Annotated in this window: 21 protein-coding genes; 11 read left to right on the forward strand and 10 right to left on the reverse strand. The window is 54.4% G+C overall.

Annotated features, from left to right (window positions below):
• Positions 1–26: 26 nt before the first annotated feature.
• The 8 genes from pulA to KNP81_RS02455 form a co-directional block, all read right to left on the reverse strand.
• Positions 27–2,948, reverse strand: a complete 2,922-nt coding sequence (gene pulA, locus KNP81_RS02420; protein WP_214718048.1) for a type I pullulanase — start codon at positions 2,946–2,948, stop codon at positions 27–29.
• A gap of 176 nt (positions 2,949–3,124) precedes the next feature.
• The gene (locus tag KNP81_RS02425) at positions 3,125–3,694 is read right to left on the reverse strand and encodes a hypothetical protein (protein ID WP_214718050.1); all 570 of its coding nucleotides are present in this window, start codon (positions 3,692–3,694) and stop codon (positions 3,125–3,127) included.
• A 63-nt stretch (positions 3,695–3,757) separates the two neighbouring features.
• Positions 3,758–5,416: an FAD-dependent oxidoreductase gene (locus tag KNP81_RS02430; RefSeq protein ID WP_214718052.1), complete on the reverse strand. Its 1,659-nt coding sequence runs from the start codon at positions 5,414–5,416 to the stop codon at positions 3,758–3,760.
• A gap of 12 nt (positions 5,417–5,428) precedes the next feature.
• The gene (locus KNP81_RS02435) at positions 5,429–6,715 is read right to left on the reverse strand and encodes an arsenic transporter (protein ID WP_214718054.1); all 1,287 of its coding nucleotides are present in this window, start codon (positions 6,713–6,715) and stop codon (positions 5,429–5,431) included.
• A 30-nt stretch (positions 6,716–6,745) separates the two neighbouring features.
• Positions 6,746–7,024: a Fe-S cluster assembly protein HesB gene (locus tag KNP81_RS02440; protein WP_214718056.1), complete on the reverse strand. Its 279-nt coding sequence runs from the start codon at positions 7,022–7,024 to the stop codon at positions 6,746–6,748.
• A complete protein-coding gene (arsA, locus tag KNP81_RS02445) occupies positions 7,021–8,778 on the reverse strand; it encodes an arsenical pump-driving ATPase (RefSeq protein ID WP_353048067.1) in 1,758 nt (585 codons plus the stop codon). Before arsA ends, KNP81_RS02440 begins: the two co-directional genes overlap by 4 nt.
• Positions 8,779–8,792: 14 nt before the next feature.
• Entirely contained in the window at positions 8,793–9,152 is a 360-nt protein-coding gene (gene arsD / locus KNP81_RS02450; RefSeq protein WP_029594925.1) for an arsenite efflux transporter metallochaperone ArsD, read from the reverse strand.
• Positions 9,153–9,165: 13 nt separating this feature from the next.
• Complete coding sequence (locus KNP81_RS02455) at positions 9,166–9,483, reverse strand: ArsR/SmtB family transcription factor (RefSeq protein ID WP_021066456.1); 318 nt, start codon at positions 9,481–9,483, stop codon at positions 9,166–9,168.
• Positions 9,484–9,708: 225 nt separating this feature from the next.
• Here KNP81_RS02455 and KNP81_RS02460 point away from each other — a divergent pair, with 225 nt between their 5' ends.
• The 8 genes from KNP81_RS02460 to KNP81_RS02495 all read left to right on the forward strand — a co-directional run bounded on the left by KNP81_RS02460 (position 9,709) and on the right by KNP81_RS02495 (position 17,805).
• Positions 9,709–11,190 (forward strand): SulP family inorganic anion transporter, encoded by a 1,482-nt coding sequence (locus tag KNP81_RS02460; protein ID WP_214718060.1) that lies wholly within the window; start codon positions 9,709–9,711, stop codon positions 11,188–11,190.
• Between the two features lie 109 nt (positions 11,191–11,299).
• Positions 11,300–11,713 (forward strand): universal stress protein, encoded by a 414-nt coding sequence (locus KNP81_RS02465; RefSeq protein WP_214718062.1) that lies wholly within the window; start codon positions 11,300–11,302, stop codon positions 11,711–11,713.
• A gap of 106 nt (positions 11,714–11,819) precedes the next feature.
• Positions 11,820–12,023 (forward strand): PLD nuclease N-terminal domain-containing protein, encoded by a 204-nt coding sequence (locus KNP81_RS02470; protein WP_021066453.1) that lies wholly within the window; start codon positions 11,820–11,822, stop codon positions 12,021–12,023.
• Positions 12,020–12,868, forward strand: coding sequence for an ABC transporter ATP-binding protein (locus tag KNP81_RS02475; RefSeq protein ID WP_214718064.1), 849 nt, complete (start codon positions 12,020–12,022; stop codon positions 12,866–12,868). Before KNP81_RS02470 ends, KNP81_RS02475 begins: the two co-directional genes overlap by 4 nt.
• Positions 12,868–13,626 (forward strand): ABC transporter permease, encoded by a 759-nt coding sequence (locus KNP81_RS02480; protein WP_214718065.1) that lies wholly within the window; start codon positions 12,868–12,870, stop codon positions 13,624–13,626. Before KNP81_RS02475 ends, KNP81_RS02480 begins: the two co-directional genes overlap by 1 nt.
• 113 nt (positions 13,627–13,739) lie before the next feature.
• Positions 13,740–15,374 carry a C39 family peptidase gene (locus tag KNP81_RS02485; protein ID WP_214718067.1) on the forward strand — a complete coding sequence of 545 codons (1,635 nt, stop codon included), beginning with the start codon at positions 13,740–13,742 and terminating at the stop codon, positions 15,372–15,374.
• Positions 15,375–15,589: 215 nt separating this feature from the next.
• Positions 15,590–16,771, forward strand: coding sequence for an exo-beta-N-acetylmuramidase NamZ family protein (locus KNP81_RS02490; protein ID WP_251130255.1), 1,182 nt, complete (start codon positions 15,590–15,592; stop codon positions 16,769–16,771).
• Between the two features lie 113 nt (positions 16,772–16,884).
• Positions 16,885–17,805 (forward strand): CAP domain-containing protein, encoded by a 921-nt coding sequence (locus tag KNP81_RS02495; protein WP_214718071.1) that lies wholly within the window; start codon positions 16,885–16,887, stop codon positions 17,803–17,805.
• Positions 17,806–17,846: 41 nt separating this feature from the next.
• Here KNP81_RS02495 and KNP81_RS02500 read toward each other — a convergent pair whose 3' ends face one another.
• Both KNP81_RS02500 and KNP81_RS02505 read right to left on the reverse strand, forming a co-directional pair.
• Positions 17,847–18,044: a CsbD family protein gene (locus tag KNP81_RS02500; RefSeq protein WP_021066447.1), complete on the reverse strand. Its 198-nt coding sequence runs from the start codon at positions 18,042–18,044 to the stop codon at positions 17,847–17,849.
• A gap of 55 nt (positions 18,045–18,099) precedes the next feature.
• Positions 18,100–18,498: a hypothetical protein gene (locus KNP81_RS02505; protein WP_214718073.1), complete on the reverse strand. Its 399-nt coding sequence runs from the start codon at positions 18,496–18,498 to the stop codon at positions 18,100–18,102.
• A 146-nt stretch (positions 18,499–18,644) separates the two neighbouring features.
• Here KNP81_RS02505 and KNP81_RS02510 point away from each other — a divergent pair, with 146 nt between their 5' ends.
• The 3 genes from KNP81_RS02510 to KNP81_RS02520 are packed head-to-tail and all read left to right on the forward strand — an operon-like array spanning position 18,645 to position 21,809.
• A complete protein-coding gene (locus tag KNP81_RS02510; RefSeq protein ID WP_214718074.1) occupies positions 18,645–19,577 on the forward strand; it encodes an ABC transporter ATP-binding protein in 933 nt (310 codons plus the stop codon).
• A 5-nt stretch (positions 19,578–19,582) separates the two neighbouring features.
• Positions 19,583–20,722, forward strand: a complete 1,140-nt coding sequence (locus tag KNP81_RS02515) for an ABC transporter permease (protein WP_251130231.1) — start codon at positions 19,583–19,585, stop codon at positions 20,720–20,722.
• Positions 20,709–21,809: an ABC transporter permease gene (locus KNP81_RS02520; protein WP_214718079.1), complete on the forward strand. Its 1,101-nt coding sequence runs from the start codon at positions 20,709–20,711 to the stop codon at positions 21,807–21,809. The genes KNP81_RS02515 and KNP81_RS02520 overlap by 14 nt, the downstream gene beginning before the upstream one ends.
• Positions 21,810–21,840 lie beyond the last annotated feature (31 nt).

The following is a 21,840-nucleotide window of genomic DNA, read 5'->3' on the forward strand; positions in this document are numbered from 1 at the left end:
AGGTCGTTTGACCTCTGGTGAACTACTTAACGTTGTTTCACGACGACCGAGCTGTAAGCTGGTACATCGACCGTGCCCGAGACGCGTTTAATCGCCTTCGTGCCCGCTTGTTTCCCATCGACGATGAGGTTCCATTGCCCGCTTGGCAATTTCACTTTGACCGTCTTGCCGTTGGCGTTGTGCGTGACAAACAAGTCTTTCTTTTGGCCTGGCGCTTTGTCATCGATTGAATAGCTGATGACGTTCGCTTCGGCTTTATAGAATTTCAAGTTTTTCTTAACGTCCGCTGCTTTTGTCATGCGAAGACCTGGGTTGTCTTTACGCATTTCGATCAAGCCCTTCATGTACTGGACGTCCGCCTTACGGTCGGCTGCCCGTTTCCAGTCCATTTGGTTGATGCGGTCTGGCGATTTGTACGAGTTGTGGTCGCCTTCTTTCGTCCGCATGAACTCTTGACCGGCATGGATGAACGTCGTTCCTTGGCTCGTCAAGAGGATGCTTGACGCGAGACGGTGCATCTTCGTGCGGTTCGCTTCCGACGTTTCTGGGTTCGTGAGTTCAAGCTTGTCCCAGAGCGTGTGGTTGTCGTGCGCTTCGACGTACGTGATCGCTTGCGTCGGTTCTTTCGTGAAGCCTTTGATGTCGGCGCTATAGTCAATCTCACCGACGATACCTGTCTTGATGCGGTTCTCAAGGCCGGTTTTACCGTTGATGAAGCCGTTGTCCGTGTCGACGAAGACACTGCCTTTCAAGCCGTCGCGGATGTTGTCGTTGAAATGTGCGACGCCTGGCATCTTGTATGCGTTCTTTTGGTTCGCTTTTTTCGCCGGGTCGAGCGGCGTGCCGAGGTCCCAACCTTCGCCGAAGACGAGGATAGATGGATCCACTTTGTTCAACGCCGAACGGACTTGGTTCATCGTCTGGACGTCATGGATGCCCATGAGGTCGAAACGGAACCCGTCCCAATGGTACTCTTGCGCCCAATAGACGACCGAGTCGACGATGAGCTTCTGCATCATCTTGCGTTCAGACGCGGTGTCGTTGCCGACGCCCGTTCCGTTCGCGAAGTCGCCGCCCTCTGTGTAACGATAGTAGTAACCTGGAACGATCTTATGCAAGTTCGACGCCTGCGCATCGAACATGTGGTTGTAGACGACGTCCATGACGGCGCGCAAGTTGTTGTCATGGAGCCCTTGAATCATTTGTTTCATCTCGCGAATCCGGACTTTCGCGTCATATGGATTCGTCGAGTACGAGCCTTCCGGCGCGTTATAGTTCTTCGGGTCATACCCCCAGTTGTACGAAGCATCCGGTTTCGTCTCATCGACCGAGGCCGTGTTATAGTCGTACACCGGAATGAACTGGACGTGCGTGACACCGAGGTCTTTCATATGATCGAGACCCGTCTTCGTGGCTGTCTTCTTACCGTTGACGAGCAGACGCGTGCCTGGCTCGACGACGCCGACATATTTGCCTTTGTGTTTGATGCCTGAGTCGTACTTGTCTGACGTGACGTCGAAAATCGACAAGTCGCGGACGTGCGTCTCATAGATGATGGCATCTGTCCGTTTCGCCAATTTCGGCTTCATCGAGTTCCAACGTTTCGGTTTCGTCTCGTTCAAGTCGACGACGACGCCTTGATCCCCGTTCACACCGACTGCCGTCGCATACGGATCGACCGCGCGGACGCTGCCTGACGCGTGCTTGACGTTGTACGTGTAGCCGATGCCGTCCAAGTCGCCGCGGACATCCGCGACCCATGTGCCGCGTTCGCCACGCTTCATTGAGATCGTCTTCTTCAAATCTTTATCTGAAGCTGGACGCGTTTTCGGCATGTTCCATAGTTCGAGTTTCACGTCTTGTGCCGTCGGGGCCCAGAGGACGAATTGTGATTTTGACTGCTTGTACGTCACGCCGAGTTTGCCGTCGTAAGCGTACTTCGCATCAAACTCCGGTGAGCGGAGCACGTCGCCCGCTTGGAGCACTTTGTCTCCGAACGTCGGGTGCTTCGCCGTGATGACCGCCGCCAAATCGATGTCGGCACTGAAACGGACGGTGACCGACTTGTCGCCTGACTTCTCAACCGATTCAACGGTCGCACCTTCGACCGTCAATTCGCTCAAGAACTTCTCATCGATGACGCGGTTGAGCGTGAGCCCCGCTTGACGGAACGTGTCCGCCTCGAATGAGACGATTTTCGGTGAACGATCGATTTCTGGTTCTGAGTAGTAAATCGTCGAATCCCCTTCGACGAGCCAAATCTCTTTCGCCGTGCTGAGCGCGAAACGGTCTGTACCATCTTTTTCGGCCCATTCGCCTTTTTTCGTGACGAGTCCGATGAGTTTCTTCGCGTCCGGGTTCGCAAACTTCACGTTCGCGACACCGCCGAAGGCGTCCGTCTCATCGAAGTTGATGTTTTGACCGTCGCCACCGTCTGGCCATGTCCAAAGACCCCAGTCCGTGTATGTATTGTCGTAACGGAAGTAATGAACTTTCATATCCACGTCCGTTGCTGCCGGCTCCCCGTCCGGGTTCGACGTATAAATCTTCGAGTCCCCTGACTTGATCCATACTTCGGCAACGCCGTCTTTAATCATATCGCTCGTGATGAAGCGGTCGTTCTCCGACCCTTTATCTTTCTCCCAGTTGTCCGTACGGACGATGAGACCGAGCTTCTCAGGTGAATCAACCGGGAATTCGTAGGCCGCCACCTTGCCGAAATCGTCCTCGCCGTTGAAGGCGAAGGCTTTATTCGGGAAATAATCTGGGTTATTCGCCCAAAGCCATAAGTTCCAATCCGTTTGATTGTCCGGCGCCTCTTGATAGTGAACGACGACGAGCGTCGATTTACCTTTATCAAGAGCAGACGATGACATCGGAAACATTGAGAACACTAATGCAAACGTTAGCACAACTGCCCATGCCTGTTTCCATCGTTTGTTAATCATGTGGGTCCCTCCTTGTAGCATAATTTTAGGAAAACGCTTACACAAAAAATTGTAAACGTTTCCTTTTCGGAATACAATGTTTTTCTAAACAATAGGGAATGACTCCTATCTCTTGCCTTGGACTGGAATGTGATGGCAAAAAAGACGACCTGTTCGTAGGTCGTCTCGGCGTTCCCTTATAACTTGTTCCACTCTTCCAACGCCTCTAAGTACCAACGATAGCTCAACTTGAACTCTTCGTCTGTCACATCCGGCGACCACAACGAGCGCGGGATGAGCCCGGTGAATTTTGCTGCACCGGTATGTGCATAGATATAAGAGACAACTTGTGTTGACATATCCCTCGTCAGAAAACCTGTCACGAACTTTCCGTCCTTACTTTCGAATATGATGTCGAGTCGGCGCCCTTCCATCTCGTCGAGGATCAACTGATTGTATCGTCGATGCGCCTCGTCCTTATGTTTGTACACCATCCCACGTCGTGCGTTATCGTCTCGTTCCCAGCGATGGTCCTTTTTTTCCTTTTCCGTAAAGATTTTATCAATCACACGCGGGTCATCAATCGTTAAGCAACAAAAGATATGGTCATACGACAACTGATCATCGTTAACCAAGTCCATGATGTCTGCTTTTGGGATGACGCGTGCCTTATAGCGGACCATCACCCGACGGACGACCTCCTCCTTCTCAAAGATGAGCCACTGCTTTCTCCGTTCGAACTTCTCATGTAACAGCTTATAGTTCATCTGATTCACCTCATGATTCAGAATACCAAAAAACGGCGTCCGAATGGTCGGACGCCGTCTGTGTTAGTTCCCGTATTTTTTGAATAATTGATAATTCTTGTTTCCGCCTGACAAGTTGTAGACGTCGGTGAAACCGAGGTTACGGAGCACGTTTTGGGCCGCGTTCCCCGTCACCCCGCCATTGCAGTACACGACGGTCGGCTTGTCTTTGTCCATGTCCTTGGCGGCTTCGCGCAAGTTACCGAGCGGGATGTTGACCGCACAGTCGACACATGCTTTCTCGAACTGTGCCGCTTTACGCGTATCGATAATCTGCATGTCTTCACCCGCATCGATCCGCTTCTGCAGTTCGGCTGGTGTGATGAGGCGGGCCGCTTTGTCCATACTGTTCGCGAGCACCATGCCCGTGTACATGACCGGGTCTTTCGTCGTCGAGAACGGCGGCGCGTACGCGAGGTCGAGATGGAACAAGTCATCGACCTTCGCTTTGAACGTGATGGCCGTGACGAATACGTCGATGCGCTTGTCGACACCTTCGAACCCGACGATTTGAACGCCGAGCAATTGACGTGTCGCCCGGTCGCCGATTGCTTTAATCGTCAAGTCTTTCCCGCCCATATAAGCCGGCTTGTCCGGCTTCGTGTTATGGAGCACTTCGACGTCATACCCGAGCTCGCGGGCCTCACGTTCCGATAGACCGGTCTGGGCGACGGCTTGGCCAAACACTTTGAAGATGCCTGTGCCGAGGATGCCACGGTGTTCAAGGTCGCCTCCTGTGATGAGGTCACCAAGGGCACGGCCCATCTTGTTCGCCGTCGAACCGAGCGGACGCCAAATCGGTTTGCCCGTGACGAGCGAGAAACTTTCGGCGACATCGCCGGCCGCATAGACGTTCTTCACGTTCGTCTCCATCCGCTCATTGATGGCGATCGCACCCGTCTCGCCGATTGTGACACCGATCGATTTCGCGAGTTCTGTGTTCGGACGGACACCGACCGAGAGGATAACGAGGTCCGTATCAATTGTCTTGCCACTCTCCGTGACAACGCGTTCGACATGACCATCACCGACGAGTTCCGTCACCGTCTCACCGAGCATAAGCTCGATCCCGTTCTTCTCGAGGTGGTCCTCGACGCAACACGCCATATCTTTATCGAGTGGTGGCATCACTTGCGGGAAACGCTCGATGACGGTGACGTCGACGCCGCGCAGTTTGAGTTGCTCGGCCATCTCGAGACCGATGAACCCGGCGCCGATGATGGTTGCATGTTTCGGGTTCGTCGCATCGACGAAGTTACGTGTCGCTTCCGCGTTCTGAATGTTACGGATTGGGAACACGTTGTCCGAATCGACACCCGGAATCGGCGGGATGATGCTCGAGGCACCTGTCGCGAGGACCAACGAATCATAGCTGTCCGTGAACGATTCACCCGTCTCAAGGATCTCGACCGTGACCGTCTGTGCGTCGGCATCGACTGCCGTCACGTTATGACGTGTCATGACGTCGATGTTGTACCGTTTCTTGAAGAACGCCGCGTCACGTGGCGTCAAATCGTCACGCGAGTCGACTTCACCGCCGACATAGTACGGAATGCCGCAACCCGAGTACGAGATATCGTAGTCGCGGTCGTAAATCGTAATCTGTGCGTCTTCGTTGTTACGACGTGCTTTTGCCGCGACCGATGTACCGGCGGCGACTGAACCGATGATGATCAATTTCATATTAAATACTCCTTAGTAAAGTAGTAGGCTGATGTATAGTCCAAGCAAGGTAATGGCGAGCGTTGGAATCGTCAAGATGATCCCGACTTTAAAGTATTGACCCCAACCGATTTTAAGCCCTTTCGTACGGAGCACGTGGAGCCATAGCAACGTCGCGAGTGACCCAATCGGTGTGATTTTCGGACCGAGATCGGACCCGATGACGTTCGCATAGATGAGTGCTTCCCGAATCTGACCGGTCGTATTCGTCAAATCGATGGCGAGCGCGTCAATCATGACGGTCGGCATATTGTTCATCACCGATGATAAGATGGCGGCCAAGAAGCCCATCCCGAACGTAGCGCTGAAGGCGTTCACGGCGAACCAGTCGATGAAGTTGGCGAGCACTTGCGTCAGTCCCGCGTTTTGCAGACCGTAGACAACGATATACATCCCGAGCGAGAAGAAGACGATTGCCCAAGGCGCCCCGCGTAGAACGGACCGGGTCGGCACGGCCGGTGAACGGTTCGCCATGATCAGGAAGAACAACGAGATAATCCCCGCGACGAGAGAGACCGGGATGCCGACGATATCGCTTGTGAAGTATCCGATGACGAGAAGTGCGAGCACGACCCACGACAAGCGGAACATTTTATGGTCTTTGATGACCGAGGCCGGTTCAACCAAATTCGATGCATCGTAGCGTTTCGAGATATCCTTTTTAAAATACAAATACAAGACAAGCAAACTTCCGGCGACGGCGAAGACGTTGACGAACACCATCCGCGCCGCATATTCGGCGAAACCGATGCCGAAGAAGTCGGCCGAGACGATGTTGACGAGGTTCGAGACGACGAACGGCAGACTCGCCGTATCAGCGATGAACCCAGACGCCATGACGTATGCCAAAACGACCGCATCCGGTAGTTTGAGCGCCCGCACCATGGCGAGGACAATCGGCGTCAAGATGAGCGCCGCCCCGTCATTCGCGAACAGCGCCGCGACGAGCGCACCGAGCAACGTGATATAGACGAACAGCTTCACGCCGCCGCCTTTGGCGATGCGAGCCATATGTAAGGCCGCCCATTCAAAGAAACCAATCTCGTCCAAGATGAGCGAGATGACGATGAGCGCGACGAATGTGAACGTCGCATTCCAAATGATGCCCCAGACAGTACCGACGTCATCCAAATTGACGACTCCAGTGATGAGGGCAAGCGCCGCCATCCCCATCGCCGAGTAACCGATGCCGAGGCCTTTCGGTTGCTTGATGATGAGGAAGAGCGTCACCAAAAAGATGATACTAGCAATCCACTGCACAATGAGTTCCTCCAATAATTCTCTATTTGTTTAGCAAGTCTGTTGCAAGCCGCGAAGCACGAGGCTAGCGCCGTCTTCCGTCGACTCGACGTCGAGCGTGACGTTTTCCGCCATCGCTTCAGCGTCGTTCGCGACGGCGAACGTGAGGCCGTCAAAGTCTTTGACGTCATCCGTCGCTTCCGGAGCCGCAACGATGAGACCGAGCGTCGGTCCACAGCACCCGGCTTCCGTACAGATACGAACTGATTTGATTTCCTCTTCAACCAGTGCGTCTTTCATAAAATCAATCGCTTCATTCGTGATGTTCATGTAACTTCCTCCTTGAGTAGTTGTGACAGTGCCGGATAACCGACCGGCAGTTGTTCTTGCCATGCGAGTAACGTCGGACGCGGATAGGTGTTCACCCGCTCGAGCCATGCCGCCTCGCTCGCGACTTTCGCCGTCAGCAACTTGCTTGTCACATCGAGCGGTGTGAACGATTGGTTGACGACCCAGGCGAACGGTTGAATCTCGGCCCGTTCCAAGTCAGCGACGAGTCGCTCAGCTTCATACACTGGTGTCGCTTCAGGCAGCGTCGTGATGATGACGTGCGTCTGTTTCGGGTCGCGCAGTTTTGGTAACAGGTCGCGAACCGCTTCCGGGACGACCCCTGTCGACCGTTCGAGTTCGCGATGATAACTCTCGGTCGCGTCCAACAAAAGAAGCGTATGACCTGTCGGCGCCGTATCGATGACGACGAAGCGGTCTTTCGCTTTCGCCACTTGATCAGCGAAGGCACGGAAGACGGCAATCTCCTCGGTACACGGCGAACGCAAGTCCTCTTCGAGCATCATGCGCTGCTCGTCGTTCATATCCCCCGCTTCCCGGAACACATCCATCCGGTACTTCTCGATCTCGACTTTCGGGTCAATCGCATCGACGGTGAACGTATCCGGGACGTCCAGACCGATTGTGAAAGCCACATGTGCAGCCGGGTCCGTCGTCGTCAAATGGACGGCGTGCCCTCGCTCACTGAGCGCGACGGCAACGAGCGAGGCAAGCGTCGTCTTGCCGACACCGCCTTTCCCCATCGTCATAATGACGCTCGGTCCATCCAGCTCGATTTCATCGACGAGTCGGTCAATCGAGCCATAATGACTCGTGTCATAACGTGTATTTGGGACGGTGGCCGTCTCCCCGTTCACCCAGCGTCGGAGCGCCGGGACACCGACGAGGTTCTCGTACGCATATGACAGCGTGAACGTCTCGAGGTCGGCGACACCTTTCGGAAGTTCACGGAGCGCCTGTTGTTGACGCTCGATGAACCGTTTCGTATAGCGGTCAGTCTCTTCGTCTGATGCGACGACGCCGTTGATGACAAGTTGCATCCGCTCGATGCCAATCGCGTGAAGCTCGGTCGCGGCACGCGCCGCCTCGACGTGCGTCGATGTCTCGGGACGGGCGACGAGCATCAATGTCGTCTCGCTGCCGTCGGTGAGCGTCTCGACAGCCCGTTTGTATTGCTGTTGCTTGTCGGCCAGACCAGCAAGCGGACCAAGGCAAGACGCGCCGGTCGTATTCGTCTCTAAAAATTCGTCCCACGCACTTGGCAACGTCAACAACCGTAGCGTGTGACCGGTCGGTGCCGTGTCAAAGATGACGTGATCGTATGTCTCACGTGCCGACTCAGACGTCAGTAACTCGGTAAACTGGTCGAACGCCGCGATCTCAACCGTACAGGCGCCGGACAGCTGTTCTTCCATCGACTGAATGGCCACGTCCGGAAGGACACCGCGATAAGGACCGACCATGCGTTCCATGTACTGCTTCGCCGCCTCTTCCGGGTCGAAGTTCGCGATGAACAGACCGGTTCCCGGGACGAGGCGTGGTGTCTCGTCGAGCTCCATCTCGAACACGTCCTGAAGGTTGCTCGCAGGGTCGGTCGAGACGAGCAAGACTCGCTTACCGCGGTCAGCAAGCGTCAACGCGAGGCTCGAAGCGGTCGACGTCTTGCCGACACCGCCTTTACCGGTCAAAAACATATAGCGCGTTGGTTCGATTGTCGTGAAATCAAAGCGATTCATCATGACCCGCCTCCTTATTTTTTAAGCGTGATGCGGACTTTCGGCTTTTCGCCATCTTGTTTCGCGAACGCTTCGACCGGGAGTCCTGTCAACTCGGCAATCTCCTCGTTCGTCATGTAAGCGCCTCGTTTGACGACGGCACCGTCGACGACCGTGAGTGGGAGCGTCTCAAGGCCGTTCGCGATTTCTGCTTGAACATGGACGTTCTCGACGAATCGGTTTGGCTCGGAGGCGAGATTATAACGGGCCACATCAAAGCCGCGTTGTTTTAATACGTAATGGATGGTCGCAATCCGCGTTAGCTCCGGATCGATTGAAGGACCACAAAGTCCGGTCGGGCAGCACATGGCTGGTTCGAATACTTCAAGTTTCATCGTTGACTCCTCCTTAAATCGCACAGTCCGTTTCGCAGTCACAATTCGCCTCGACCGTCTCGATTTTGTCGAGCAAATCGATGACGATTGAGTAGAATGGGCTCGTCTCGTTCAATCGATAGTGAATCCATTGCTTGTCGCGGCGCTCTAACAGGAGCCCTGCTTGCCGCATCATCTTCAAGTGGCGGCTGATGGCCGGCTGCGAAATGTCGAAACAGTCGACAAAACTGCAGGCACATTGCTCTCCGCCTTGCATTTGTTTGAGCATCGTCAAACGGGTCGGATCGGCGAGTACTTTGAGCACTTTACTTAAATCATCTACCGTATGCATCATCATTCTCCTTCTCTGTATAACAAATCCGTTATATAACCTTTACGTTATGAAAATACCATAGTTTCTCATGCGGAGCAATTGTCTTCTCATAAAAAGTTCGGTATGATGAAACACGTTGTGAAAACATGTGTCGGTCGAACGACTTCTCTCATATAATTCGGTGTTTGATCTTCGTGAGACTCGGAGATCAAAGTCAAAAAATATATAGAGAGGTGTGTTCTTTTGGAAAAATTGAATACGATTAAACAAGATTGGCTCGGCAACGTCCGGGCCGACGTCCTAGCAGGCTTCGTCGTCGCGCTCGCCCTCATCCCTGAGGCGATTGCCTTCTCGCTCATCGCTGGCGTCGATCCGATGGTTGGACTCTATGCGTCGTTCATCATCGCGATGGTCATCTCGATTGCCGGTGGTCGTCCGGCCATGATTTCGGCTGCGACCGGGGCGATGGCGCTCGTCATCGTCTCGCTCGTCGCCGACTACGGGTTACAATATTTACTCGCCGCGGGGATTCTCGCCGGAATCATTCAAATTGCGCTCGGCTATTTCGGCATCGCCCGCTTGATGAAGTTCATCCCGCGCGCCGTCATGGTCGGCTTCGTCAACGCGCTCGCGATTTTGATTTTCCAGGCACAGTTGACGAACTTTGAAGGTGAGAGCTGGATTATCTGGGCGCTCGTCATTGGATCGCTCGCCATCATCTTCTTGTTCCCACGCATCAACAAAGTCATCCCGGCACCGCTCGTCGCCATCGTCGTCATGACGATTCTGGCGGTCACGCTCGGGCTCGAGACGAAAAACATTAGCGACATGGGTACGATTTCAGCAACGCTCCCGGAATTTTTATTCCCGAACGTCCCGTTGACGTTTGAGACGTTGATGATCATCCTCCCCTACTCGATCTCCCTCGCCTTCGTCGGATTGATCGAGTCGCTGTTGACGGCACAAATCGTCGACGATATGACCGGAACAGATTCAAACAAGAATCGGGAATCAAAAGGACAAGGTATCGCCAACATCATCGCCGGTCTCTTCGGCGGGATGCCAGGTTGCGCCATGATCGGTCAATCGGTCATCAACGTCTCGTCCGGTGCCCGCGGCCGTCTCTCAACGTTCGTCGCTGGGCTCGCCTTGTTCATCATGATCATGACGATGAGCGACGTGTTGATGCTTATCCCGGTCGGCGCCCTCGTCGGTGTCATGCTCTTCGTCTCGTATGCGACGTTTGACTGGGGTTCGCTCAAAGCGATGCGCACCGCTCAAAAATCGGATACGGTCGTCATGCTCGTCACCGTGCTCGTCACGGTCGTTACGCACGACTTGTCACTCGGTGTGTTCGCCGGGATTTTGACGGCAGCCATTCTCTTCGCCGCGAAAATCTCGAAAGTCGAGCTCGACCGTAGCGTGGACGGAGACCGTGCCCGTTATATGGTGAACGGTCAGCTCTTCTTCGCCTCGACGTCCGAGTTCGTCAACCAGTTCGATGTGACCGAGGACGCCGAAGCCGGGGTCAAACACGTCACGATTGACTTTACGAATACGCACCTCTGGGACGACTCGGCCATCGGCGCCATCGATAAAGTCGTCTTCAAGTACCGTGAGGTCGGGATTGAGCCGGAACTGTTTAACTTAAACAAAGAATCAGAGAAACTGCTCAATACGCTCGCGCTGCACGTGAAGCAACAAGAAGCCAACGCCGGACATTGATTCGGTCTCCCTGGGAGTGAACATCTACGTTCACTCCCTTTTTTCTATCCATGGCTCTACCATTTCGCATATACTAAAAGTAGATTGTGTGAAAGAGGAGGACGTTTTAATGGGAAAGGTATTTTTAGCGGCAGACGGATCTGCCCACTCTAAGCGAGCACTTGAGAAAGCGATTCAGCTCGCCATCGCATCAGACGCCTCGATTGACATCGTCCATGTCGTCAGCGCCAAGGAATCGAAAGAAGCCGCACTCAACTCGACCGGTAACATCGATCTTGAAACGAAGCGCCAACAGATGTTGCAACCGCTCTTCGATCAAATCGTTGCAGCCGGGCTTGAGTATGAATATATCGAACTTCGTGGGGAGCCGGACGTCGAACTCGTCAAATATGCGAACCATCAACCATACGAGTATGTCGTGGTCGGTTCACGCGGACTGAACACGTTCCAAGAGTTCGTGCTCGGCAGCGTCAGCCATAAGCTCGCCAAGCGCGCCCTCGCCCCGGTCATCATCGTCAAATGATCATCACCCTTTCTTTACGGAGAAAGGGCTTTTTTCTGTTCTATACAGGAAATAGGTCCTATATGTGGAATGGAGTAGTGAACTCATTTATGAAGGAGGAACATAATTGGACATTACCAATGACTCAAATTTATTGCTCATCCTTTTGCCGTTGCTCGTCCTGCAGCTCATCTTGCTCGTCGTCGCCTTGATTGATTTGCTCAAACGGCAAGAAACGAATGGACCGAAATGGGTATGGCTCCTCGTCATCCTATTCATCAACATTCTCGGGCCGATCGTCTACTTCCTATGGGGACGGACGAAGCGATGAACGTCACTCAACTGACGAAACGATTCGGCACGTTCACCGCGCTCGACGACGTCAGCTTCTCGCTCCGCCCTGGCTGTACCTCTCTCCTCGGTGAGAACGGGGCCGGCAAGACGACACTGCTCAATATGATTGCCCGCGTGACGACACCGACGTCCGGACAGATCGTCGGGCATGACGCCATCCGTATCGGCTATCTGCCACAGCGACCGGCGCTCTATCCATCGCTCACACCGGTCGAGACGATTCGCTATGCGGCCGAGTTGACCGGCGTCACGAATGTCGACCCGGTCCATTTGTTGAAACGGGTCGGACTCGAGCCTGTCAATCGACCGGCGGCACACTTGTCCGGCGGCATGCGGCAACGGCTCGGCATCGCCCAGGCGCTCGTGCATGACCCGGAGCTGTTACTGCTCGATGAACCCGTCTCGGCGCTCGACCCGCGCGGCCGCCGGGAAGTACTCGACCTCTTAAGCGATTTGAAACGAGAGCGGATGATTCTCTATTCGACGCACGTGCTCCCCGATGCCGAGGAAGCGAGCGACTGGGTACTCCTGCTCCGGCAAGGACGGCTGCTCATGGAAGGGACTGTGACCGATTTACTCGGCTCGAAGTCCTCGATTCAAGTCCGTCTGTTCAATGACGTCGTGACGGAGGATGAGTGGCGAACGCTCCCGGGTGTCAGCCACGTCACCCGCTCCGGGACGACATGGGAACTTGAGACGGACGCGAAAGACGTGACGGAACGGGCGCTACTGCAGCTGCTGCTGGAGCGCGGTCTAAGACTCCAATCGCTCCATGTCGGGCATCCATCGCTCGAGTCACTCTTTTTGGAGGTGAACGCCTGATGAAACTGGCCATCTTCAAACAAGAGTGGAAAGAGTCATGGCGCAATAAGCGACTCATCTGGGTACCAATCGCCTTGATGTTGCTTGCGGCGATGCAACCGCTCACGCTTTATTTCCTCCCGGACATCTTGGCCTCGGGCGGCAACTTGCCGGACGGGGCGGTCATCGAAATTCCGACCCCGTCACCAGAAGAAGTGCTCATGTCGGCGAGCGAACAGTTGCGACAAATCGGCCTGCTCGTCGTGCTGTTATCCGCCATGCATACGTTCAGTCACGAACGGTCGCTCGGCACGCTCGCCTGGCTCAAGTCGCTCAAGATTCCAGGCACGCGCATCGTGCTCAGCAAATGGGGACATTATTCGCTACTCGCCGTCGTCGCCATCGGCCTCGCCCAATTGAGCGCCGCCTACTATACAATCGTCTTGTTCGATTCGTTCGACGTCACCGATTTCTTGATCGCGACCGGGCTGCTCATGCTCCATTTCGTCGTCCAGCTATCGATTTTCTTCTTGTTCGCGGCGTTGCTCGAGAGCGGCCTCGTCGCCCTCGTCATCACGCTCGCCCTCCACTTCATCATGTCGCTCCTAATTGGGTGGCTCGAGTGGGACTGGATGCCGTGGCGACTCGGCTCGTTATCGGCCGAAGTGCTCATGGGCGAGAGTTTACTCGTTTGGCCGATTGTCAGCAGCGTCTTGTTGATTGGCGTGACGCTCTTCGTCGCCTCGAAACGGTTGTTGTTCATCAGCCGTTCGTCCTGATGTAACAACTTCTCAAAATAGTTCTTTAGCCGCCGAGTCAAGGCGGCTTTTCTCATGTATACTTAATTTACAAAATAATACCAATTTTTCAATTCGATTGTGGAGGAACGCCTATGAAGTGGAGTCATGTAGTGGCCGGTTTGGCCGTCAGTATGAGCATCATCCTCAGTAACGACCACGTCCATGCCGCGGCCGGGTTTCAAACGACCGCAACGGGAACGGTCTATATGACAGAAGACGGCACGGTGCTGATCGGCTGGCAAGTGATTGACAACAAGACCTATTATTTTGCAGCAGATGGGACGATGGCCGTCGGTTGGCAAGCGATCGATGGCGCTACATATTATTTTGAAACGGACGGCGTGCTCGTCACCGGGCGCTATTCGATTGACGGGGCGACCTACTTGTTCGCCGCCGACGGGAAGCAGCTGAAAGGCTGGCAACAACTCACGGATGGTCTCTATTACTTCAAATCGAACGGCGTCATGGCGACCGGCTTTTTGACCGTGGACGGGAAACGCTACTTGTTCTCTCTTGAAGGGAAACGGTTGAGCGGTTGGCAAACCGTCAACGGCGTGAAGCATTACATATTCGAAAACGGAACGATCCGGTCGGGCATGTACACGATTAACGGCAAGAAATACTTGCTCTTGAAAGACGGGCAGGTCGCGACCGGCTGGCAACAAATCGGCACGCGCCACTACTACTTCGGTACAAGCGGTGTACGCCAGCACGGGCTGAAAAAGATTGGGACGACCGTTTACGGTTTCCATGAGACGTACGGCTATCGGTTGGCCGGCGTCCAAAAAGTCGCCTCTCGCTATTACTATTTCGGGACGGACGGAAAACGTCGCTACGGTCTGCAGACGATTGACGGCAAAGTGTACGGGTTCCATCCCGTCTACGGCTATCGTCTGCAAGGAAAACACAAAGTCGGGACTCGCTATTACTACTTCCACTCGACCGGCGTCCGTGAGACTGGTTGGAAATATACGACACAATACGAATATTTTGCACCGACCTTGACGAAGAAGACAGATTGGCAAGTCATCAACGGCAAGTGGTATTTCTTCGATCTGTCGGGCGTCATGTATAGGAACAAACGCATCGGCAACGCCACGTTCGATGCCCGGGGCGCCTATAGCAACCCGCTCTCCACCTATAAGATGAGCGTGCCGCTCTATCGTCAGTTCCAGATGGGCTACCCGTCCGGCTGCGAGTTCTTCTCGCTCAAGATGGCGCTCGAGAAAAAAGGACGCGTCGTCAGCGCCGAGACGCTATATCGGGAGATGCCGAAAAGCATGTGGAACGCCCGCTACGAGAATCGGCTCTACCGCTGGGTCGACCCGAACGTTATGTTCACGGGCGATCCGAAAGGCAAGCTCAGCAAATATCGCAACTACGGGATTTATCCGAAAGGCATGATTAACTTCTCGAGCAAATACCGGCCTGTGAAAGACTTGTCCGGCCAAGGATTAGCTTCAATTGAGCGCGAACTCTCACTCGGCAACCCGGTCATCGTCTGGGCGAGCGTCGACTTCAAACAGCCATACGGTCACTTCAATTGGTACACCGCTTCGAACAAAAAATTCACCGGTTTCGTCAATTATCATGTCATGCTCGCGACGGGCTATGACAAGAATAACCTCTACATCAACGACCCGTACCGCGGTCGCCTCGTCATCCCGAAAAGCCAAGTCAGCTCTGTCATGGGCGCGACGGGATGGAAAGCACTTGCCGTACGATAATCGTCCCTCCATCGGAAAAATCCGGTGGCTTTTTAGGTACAACGAATCAAATTCAGAAATAAAATTTCCTATTTTATTAACTTTATATTGAATTAAAAATACAGAATGGTACACTTTCCAATAAGTAGTAAAGCGCTTACATTCATAAAGGAGGAATAGTTATGAAGAAATGGATTGGCGGCCTCGCCGCCCTCACGCTCGTCACGTCATCTGTCATGTTGCTCGATGCCGATGCCAAGTCAGAGCCGAAGAAACCGAAAGTCGAGCTCGGGGTCGACCGGTTGATGGCCAATCCTGAAATCTTGGCCGGTAAACGAGTCGGACTGATTACGAATCCGACCGGAATCGATGCTAACATGACGAGCATCGTCGACTTGTTCCATAACTCAGATGATTTCGAATTGACGGCACTGTACGGACCAGAACACGGTGTCCGCGGTGATGCGCAAGCCGGATCGACAATCAGTTCATATATCGACGAAGTGACGGGACTCCCCGTCTATAGTCTGTATGGGGCGACGAAAAAACCGACGGCCGAGATGCTTAAAGACGTCGACGTGCTCGTCTTCGACATTCAGGACGTCGGCACGCGCTTCTATACGTACATCTATACGATGGCGTATGCGATGGAAGCCGCAGCCGAGAATGACATCCCGTTCGTCGTCCTCGACCGGCCGAACCCGCAAGGTGGCCTCCGCGTCGAAGGTCCTGTACTCGACCCGGCCTATTCGAGCTTCATCGGTCTCTATCCGATTCCGCTCAAGCATGGCATGACCGTCGGTGAGCTCGCACGCTTGTTCAATTCGGAGTATCAGATTCAAGCCGACCTCGAAGTCGTCAAGATGAAGGGTTGGAAGCGCTCGATGCTGTACGAGGATACGGGACTCCCGTTCGTCATGCCGTCACCGAACATGCCGACGACGGACACGGTCAACGTCTATCCGGCGACCGGTCTGTTCGAAGGGACGAACCTGTCGGAAGGACGCGGCACGACGAAGCCGTTCCAATTGATTGGCGCCCCGTACGTGAAGGCGCATGACTATGCCAAGACGTTGAACGCGCTCGAACTTCCGGGCGTCACGTTCCGCGCTGCCTCGTTCACGCCAACGTTCTCGAAGAACGCGGGCAAACTGTCGCACGGCGTCGAAGTGTACGTCACAGAGCCGACGAAGTTCGAAGCGGTCAAGACCGGCATTGCCATGGTCAAGACGGCACACGACCTGTATCCAGACGAGTTCGAGTTCCTCGCTAATGACTTCATCACGAAGCTGACCGGGAACGCCTACGTGAAAGACATGATCCTCGCCGGGGAGTCGCTCGAGGCGATCATGACGAAAGTCGATGCCGAGCGCGATGCGTTCTTGCCGATTCGGAAAGAGTATTTGTTGTATAAATAAGGAGCAGGTAGGCTCACTTGAGTCTGCCTCTTTTTGTAATCAAATGGTAATAACCATTCTCGCCCTATTCAATATATTATATGGTTATATGATCGAAAAAGGAGCTTCCCATTTTGAAAAAATCTGCCTCAGTCTTGCTCGCTGCCGCCCTCGCGACCGCGTTCACATTTACCCCGCCGCCCCCGCTCACCGTCAATCCGGCCACGGTCGAAGCCTCATATCGTGAGACGGCCGTCAACACGAAAGGTTCCGTTACGGGAATCAGTCAAATCAACGTCCGAAAAACACCGTCAAGCTCAGCGACGAGTGTAGGTAAAATTGTTCGCGACGGCACGATGATGGTCCGGACGTCATTTACGACGAACGGGGCCCGATGGTACAAAATCCAATGGGGCACGGGGTACGGTTACGTTCCGGCCACCTATATCAAGCTATCGACAGCCGAAGTCGCGTTCACGAAGGCGACGTACGTCGCCCCATCGAGCGTCTACTTAAAATCGCGTCCGCTCACGACCTCGTCGAACGTCGTGTTTCTTCGCCAAGGAATGAAGCTTGAGACGATCTCGTATCGTTACACAGGCACGACGCGTTGGTATAAAGTGAACATCGGCACGAAGACGGGGTATATTTTGGCGAAACACATCACGTTCAAAGCCCCGGCGAGCGGTGTCTTGGCCGAGACGAACGAAGAGCGTCAGACGGCTGGCTTATCGGCGCTCGCAGCGTCGGGCGAAGCGAACCGTGTCGCCCAAGTCCGGGCCGACGAGATGGCACAGACGGGCCAGTTCTCGCATCAGCTCCGTGAGAACGGGAGCCCAGGTGACACGCTCGATGCCTACGATGTCAGCTATCGTGGTTGGGGTGAGAACATCTATATGGGGTCGAACGACCCAGGCGCAGCAGTGAACGCCTGGATGAACTCGAGCGGCCACCGCGCCAACATCTTGAACGGGAACTTCACGCACCTCGGTGTCGGTTTCGCCAAGAACGCGCAAGGCTCGACGATTCACGTCCAAGTCTTTTTGACCAAATGAAAAAACGGGAAGTCGCTGTTGTCGCGACTTCCCGTTTTGTATTAGCGGCGTTCGTCTTTCAAGCTTTCGAGGTTTTGTTGGGCTTGGCCGGTCTTCTCTTTGGCCGTACCCTTCACTTGATCTTTCTGGCCTTCACGCTTGAGCGATTGATTGTCCGTCGCTTTGCCGACCGCTTCTTTCGCTTTACCTGCCGCTTTATCGATTAAACCATCAACTTTTTTGTTTAGTCCGTCTTTCATGTGAATCTCCTCCTCGTGGTATCATGTCTAATTCATGTACCACTCTGAGGAAAATTCAAACGTAATGCTCTTTGACAAGAACCCGGAAACGCGGTCGGACGGTCAACTCGATCGTCGTCACCGTGCGGTTCCGGTCCTCGTTCATGACGATCAACAGTTCGCCGTGATCGCGTCGATCCTCGAGCACCTCGACTTTCCCGACCGTTCGCAGCAACTGATAGTACAGCAACTCCCCCGACGCGTCCTTGACGTTCACCTCGAACTCGTGATAGCTCGGGGAGATTTTAAAATAAAATGACTCCGTCCCGTTCGAGAAACGGAACACCGACTCGTCATAATAAAACGGGAGTGTCGTATCCATCCGCTTCGGCTCGACGGTACAAAACAACGCCCACGCCATCTCATCCGGAAACTTCTCGCTCGACTCTTCTTTGCTGAACTGCCACCCTTTCATCGCGATCCCTCACTTCAACTCCCATTAATTGTCTGAATAATTCGACTATTATAATTCATTCGTCATTGGGTTCGGAAGTTCCTGCAAACGGGAACAAAACATTGTATGCTTTTTCACGTTCCTGATCTGAAAGGAGTTGCGTCCACGTGTCTATCATCGCGCTCGACCATGTCACGAAACGGTTCGGTGAGACAATTGCCTTGAACGACTTTTCACTTCACGTCGAGGCCGGTGAACTGTTCGGCTTGCTCGGACCGAATGGGGCCGGAAAGACGACCGCCATTTCTGTCATGCTGAACTTATATCCTGCCGACAGCGGTACCATCCGTATTTTCGATCATTCGATGCCAAAAGACGAGCAAATGATTAAACGGCGCGTCGGTATCGTCCCGCAGCATGTCTCCGTGTACGACCAGCTGACGGTGTTCGAGAACATTCAATTTTTCGCCGAGCTGTACGGGTTCAAACCGGCCGAGGCCAAACAAAAGACCGTGGCCGCCCTCGACTTCGTCGAACTCACCGCGCACCAAAAGAAACGTCCGCCGGAACTGTCCGGGGGGCTCCTTCGTCGTCTCAACATCGCCTGCGGCATCGTGCATGAACCAGAACTTATCTTTATGGATGAACCGACCGTCGCCATCGACCCGCAGTCACGCAACACCATCCTCGAGAATATCCGTGAGTTGAATCGACGCGGGGCGACGATCATCTATACGTCCCACTATATGGAGGAAGTCGAGATGCTCTGCGACCGTGTCGCCATCGTCGATGAGGGACGAATTATCGCCGAGGGCACGCAAGATGAGCTGAAAGATCAAGTCATGACGCTCGATACGGCCCGCATCAAAGTCGACGCCCTCACTCCGGGCCTCTTGGAACGACTCGAATCACTCGAGCGGGTGAAGAAAGTCGATTACGAGGAACCGTTCCTCGACGTGTCACTCGAGAAAGACACCCCGCTCGCCCCGCTGCTCGACGTCCTCCATGACGAGCGGGTTCGCTTCACCTCAATCACGGTCGACCGTCCGTCCTTGAATACCGTCTTCCTGGCGCTGACCGGTAAGACACTTAGGGAGTGATGACGATGAAACTATGGACGTTCATCAAATATGATGTCAAACAGCAACTGCGGGACCGCTCGACCTTGTTTTGGATGCTCATCTTCCCAATCATTCTTATCTTCGGGCTCGGGACGATGCTGTCGGCCATCTTCAATAGCAACTTCTCGCTCCCGGTCACAGACGTCGCCTACGTCGAACAGTCGACGGATGATCACCGGGTGCCGCTCGAGACGTTCCTCGCCGACGACGACATCAAAGCATTCATCAATCTCGTCCCATACGATAGTATCGCCGCTGCGGAAACCGGCGTGAACGATGGCGACGCCGACGTCATCCTCCATTTGGACGGTCCCGACGTCCGTCTGCTTTACGAGGAACCGTCGACGATCGAATTTGACGTCATCGAGGCCATTCTCCGGCAATATACGGACGTCGCCAATCAGCAGATTATGCTCGCTGAGGCAGGTGTTTCCGCCCCGTTCGAGCCCACGACGTTCATCGACAGCGAGAGCATCGACTTGTCGGATCGGACCCCGACATCACTCGAATATTTCACCGTCACGATTTCCATCCTGACGGCACTGTTCGGTGCATTCTACATTACCGGCATGCTCAGTGAGGAGCAGCCGATGACGGGGAGCTATCTTCGGATCCAAGCCGCTCCGGTCAAACGGATCGAGTATCGCCTGGCCCGCAGTTTGAGCCGTTACACGCTCATCTTTTTGCAACTTGTGCTCGTGTTTTGGTTCAGTCACTTCGTCTATCGCAGCTTCTCGCTCGACTACGTTCACTTCAGTCTATTGTTCGTCTCTTGGCTCGCCCTCGCTTTATACGGTACGGCGTTCGGTTTCTTCATCTCGAGCTTACCTCGTCTCTCGCGCGCGACGAAAGACGCGATCGTCAACGGGTTCGTCGCTATCATCATGATTCTCTCTGGCGGCTATGTTCCTGGTTTCGACCAAGTGACGCTGAGCGTCGTGCCGTGGGCTAAGTACGTCTTCATGCCGATTTTCATGCGGGAAGGCATGCTTCAGGTGCTCTTGCGCGGTGGAGACACGTCCGTATTTTGGCAAAGTCTCGGTTGGCTCGCCATCCATCTGCTCGTCTTTGCCGGGATCACCCTGTTGTTATGGAAAGGGGTGAACCGCCGTGGTGCTATTTAGACATGTGGCCAAACGTATGCTCCGGAAAAAAGGGCTATGGGTGTTCACGTTCGTCTCCGTGTTCGGGTTCGCTCTCATCCTGTCGTTCCTCAGTTCGACGTCTGCCTTGAACGCCTCGATTGGTATTCTTGACCGCGACGGCGGAACACTCGCCGGTCGCGTGATTGAAGAGGCGGGACGGTTCGGAGCGGTGACACCGCTCGAGACGGATGAGACCGATGAGGCGTTGCTACAAGGACAAGACATCGTCTTAGTGATTCCGGACGGATTCAGCGAGGCGCTCTTGGATGGCGAGACACCGCGATTGTCGTTCAGTGCGACCGAAGGGAGTGACGCCGCATTGATCGAACAAGCGCTCAATTCACACTTGTCCCGTGAGCGGCAACTATTGATCGCAAGTGAGTTTGACGAGGAACGGTTCACCGAACTCGCCGAACGTGAGACGGAAAACGGCTATACCCTCTCTAGTGAGCCGTTCCAACAGAGCGTGGCGACGACGGCGCGGACGCAGGCGTTCCTCGGCCTCTTGTCGTTCGTCATGATGTCGGCGTTCCTTCAGTTCATCCCGCTGTTCGTCGCCGACGACCGGGACGAGAAAATCTATTCCCGCCTGTTCGCCGCCCCTGTAACGCCGCGGCGTTACATCGGCTCGTTGTTCGTATCGTTCTGTGCGGTCGGTCTGCTCTACGTGCTCATGCTGCTCGCCTTCAGTGCCGTGCTATACCGACAAGACATCTTGACGCACCTGCCTGTCCTCACGTTGTTGTTCATCGTCTATTTGTTCGTCTGTCTCGCCATCGGGTCGCTCATCGCGATTCTCGCGACGAACCGGGAGAAGGCGAACATCTGGCAGACGTCCGTGACGATGGCGGCGGCCATCACCGGCGGCGCCTTCATCAGCCTGACGTGGCTTCCGGAGACGCTCCAAGCCGTTGGGCGCTTCTTGCCGACGTACTGGTTCAATTACGGGATCACCCAAATGTACGAGGACCATTTCCCACTCCAATCCGTCCTCATCATGCTCGGGATGGCGCTCGCTGTCTTTCTCCTCAGCGCCTGGGCGTTGAAGAAACGGCCGCTCACATAAAAAGGAGAGCCATCGCGGGCTCTCCTTTTTA

Source organism: Exiguobacterium sp. s149, assembly GCF_018618395.1.
Classification (GTDB): Bacteria; Bacillota; Bacilli; order Exiguobacteriales; family Exiguobacteriaceae; genus Exiguobacterium; species Exiguobacterium chiriqhucha.

Bases quoted from the DNA above. Each gene is read 5' to 3' on its own strand.
- KNP81_RS02515 (WP_251130231.1), top strand. From the start codon at position 19,583: ATGAAACTATGGACGTTCATCAAATATGATGTCAAACAGCAACTGCGG.
- KNP81_RS02500 (WP_021066447.1), bottom strand. From the start codon at position 18,044: ATGAAAGACGGACTAAACAAAAAAGTTGATGGTTTAATCGATAAAGCG.
- KNP81_RS02455 (WP_021066456.1), bottom strand. From the start codon at position 9,483: ATGCATACGGTAGATGATTTAAGTAAAGTGCTCAAAGTACTCGCCGAT.
- KNP81_RS02465 (WP_214718062.1), top strand. From the start codon at position 11,300: ATGGGAAAGGTATTTTTAGCGGCAGACGGATCTGCCCACTCTAAGCGA.
- arsA (WP_353048067.1), bottom strand. From the start codon at position 8,778: ATGAATCGCTTTGATTTCACGACAATCGAACCAACGCGCTATATGTTT.
- pulA (WP_214718048.1), bottom strand. From the start codon at position 2,948: ATGATTAACAAACGATGGAAACAGGCATGGGCAGTTGTGCTAACGTTT.
- KNP81_RS02490 (WP_251130255.1), top strand. From the start codon at position 15,590: ATGTTGCTCGATGCCGATGCCAAGTCAGAGCCGAAGAAACCGAAAGTC.
- KNP81_RS02430 (WP_214718052.1), bottom strand. From the start codon at position 5,416: ATGAAATTGATCATCATCGGTTCAGTCGCCGCCGGTACATCGGTCGCG.
- arsD (WP_029594925.1), bottom strand. From the start codon at position 9,152: ATGAAACTTGAAGTATTCGAACCAGCCATGTGCTGCCCGACCGGACTT.
- KNP81_RS02480 (WP_214718065.1), top strand. From the start codon at position 12,868: ATGAAACTGGCCATCTTCAAACAAGAGTGGAAAGAGTCATGGCGCAAT.
- KNP81_RS02440 (WP_214718056.1), bottom strand. From the start codon at position 7,024: ATGAACATCACGAATGAAGCGATTGATTTTATGAAAGACGCACTGGTT.
- KNP81_RS02475 (WP_214718064.1), top strand. From the start codon at position 12,020: ATGAACGTCACTCAACTGACGAAACGATTCGGCACGTTCACCGCGCTC.
- KNP81_RS02425 (WP_214718050.1), bottom strand. From the start codon at position 3,694: ATGAACTATAAGCTGTTACATGAGAAGTTCGAACGGAGAAAGCAGTGG.
- KNP81_RS02505 (WP_214718073.1), bottom strand. From the start codon at position 18,498: ATGAAAGGGTGGCAGTTCAGCAAAGAAGAGTCGAGCGAGAAGTTTCCG.
- KNP81_RS02485 (WP_214718067.1), top strand. From the start codon at position 13,740: ATGAAGTGGAGTCATGTAGTGGCCGGTTTGGCCGTCAGTATGAGCATC.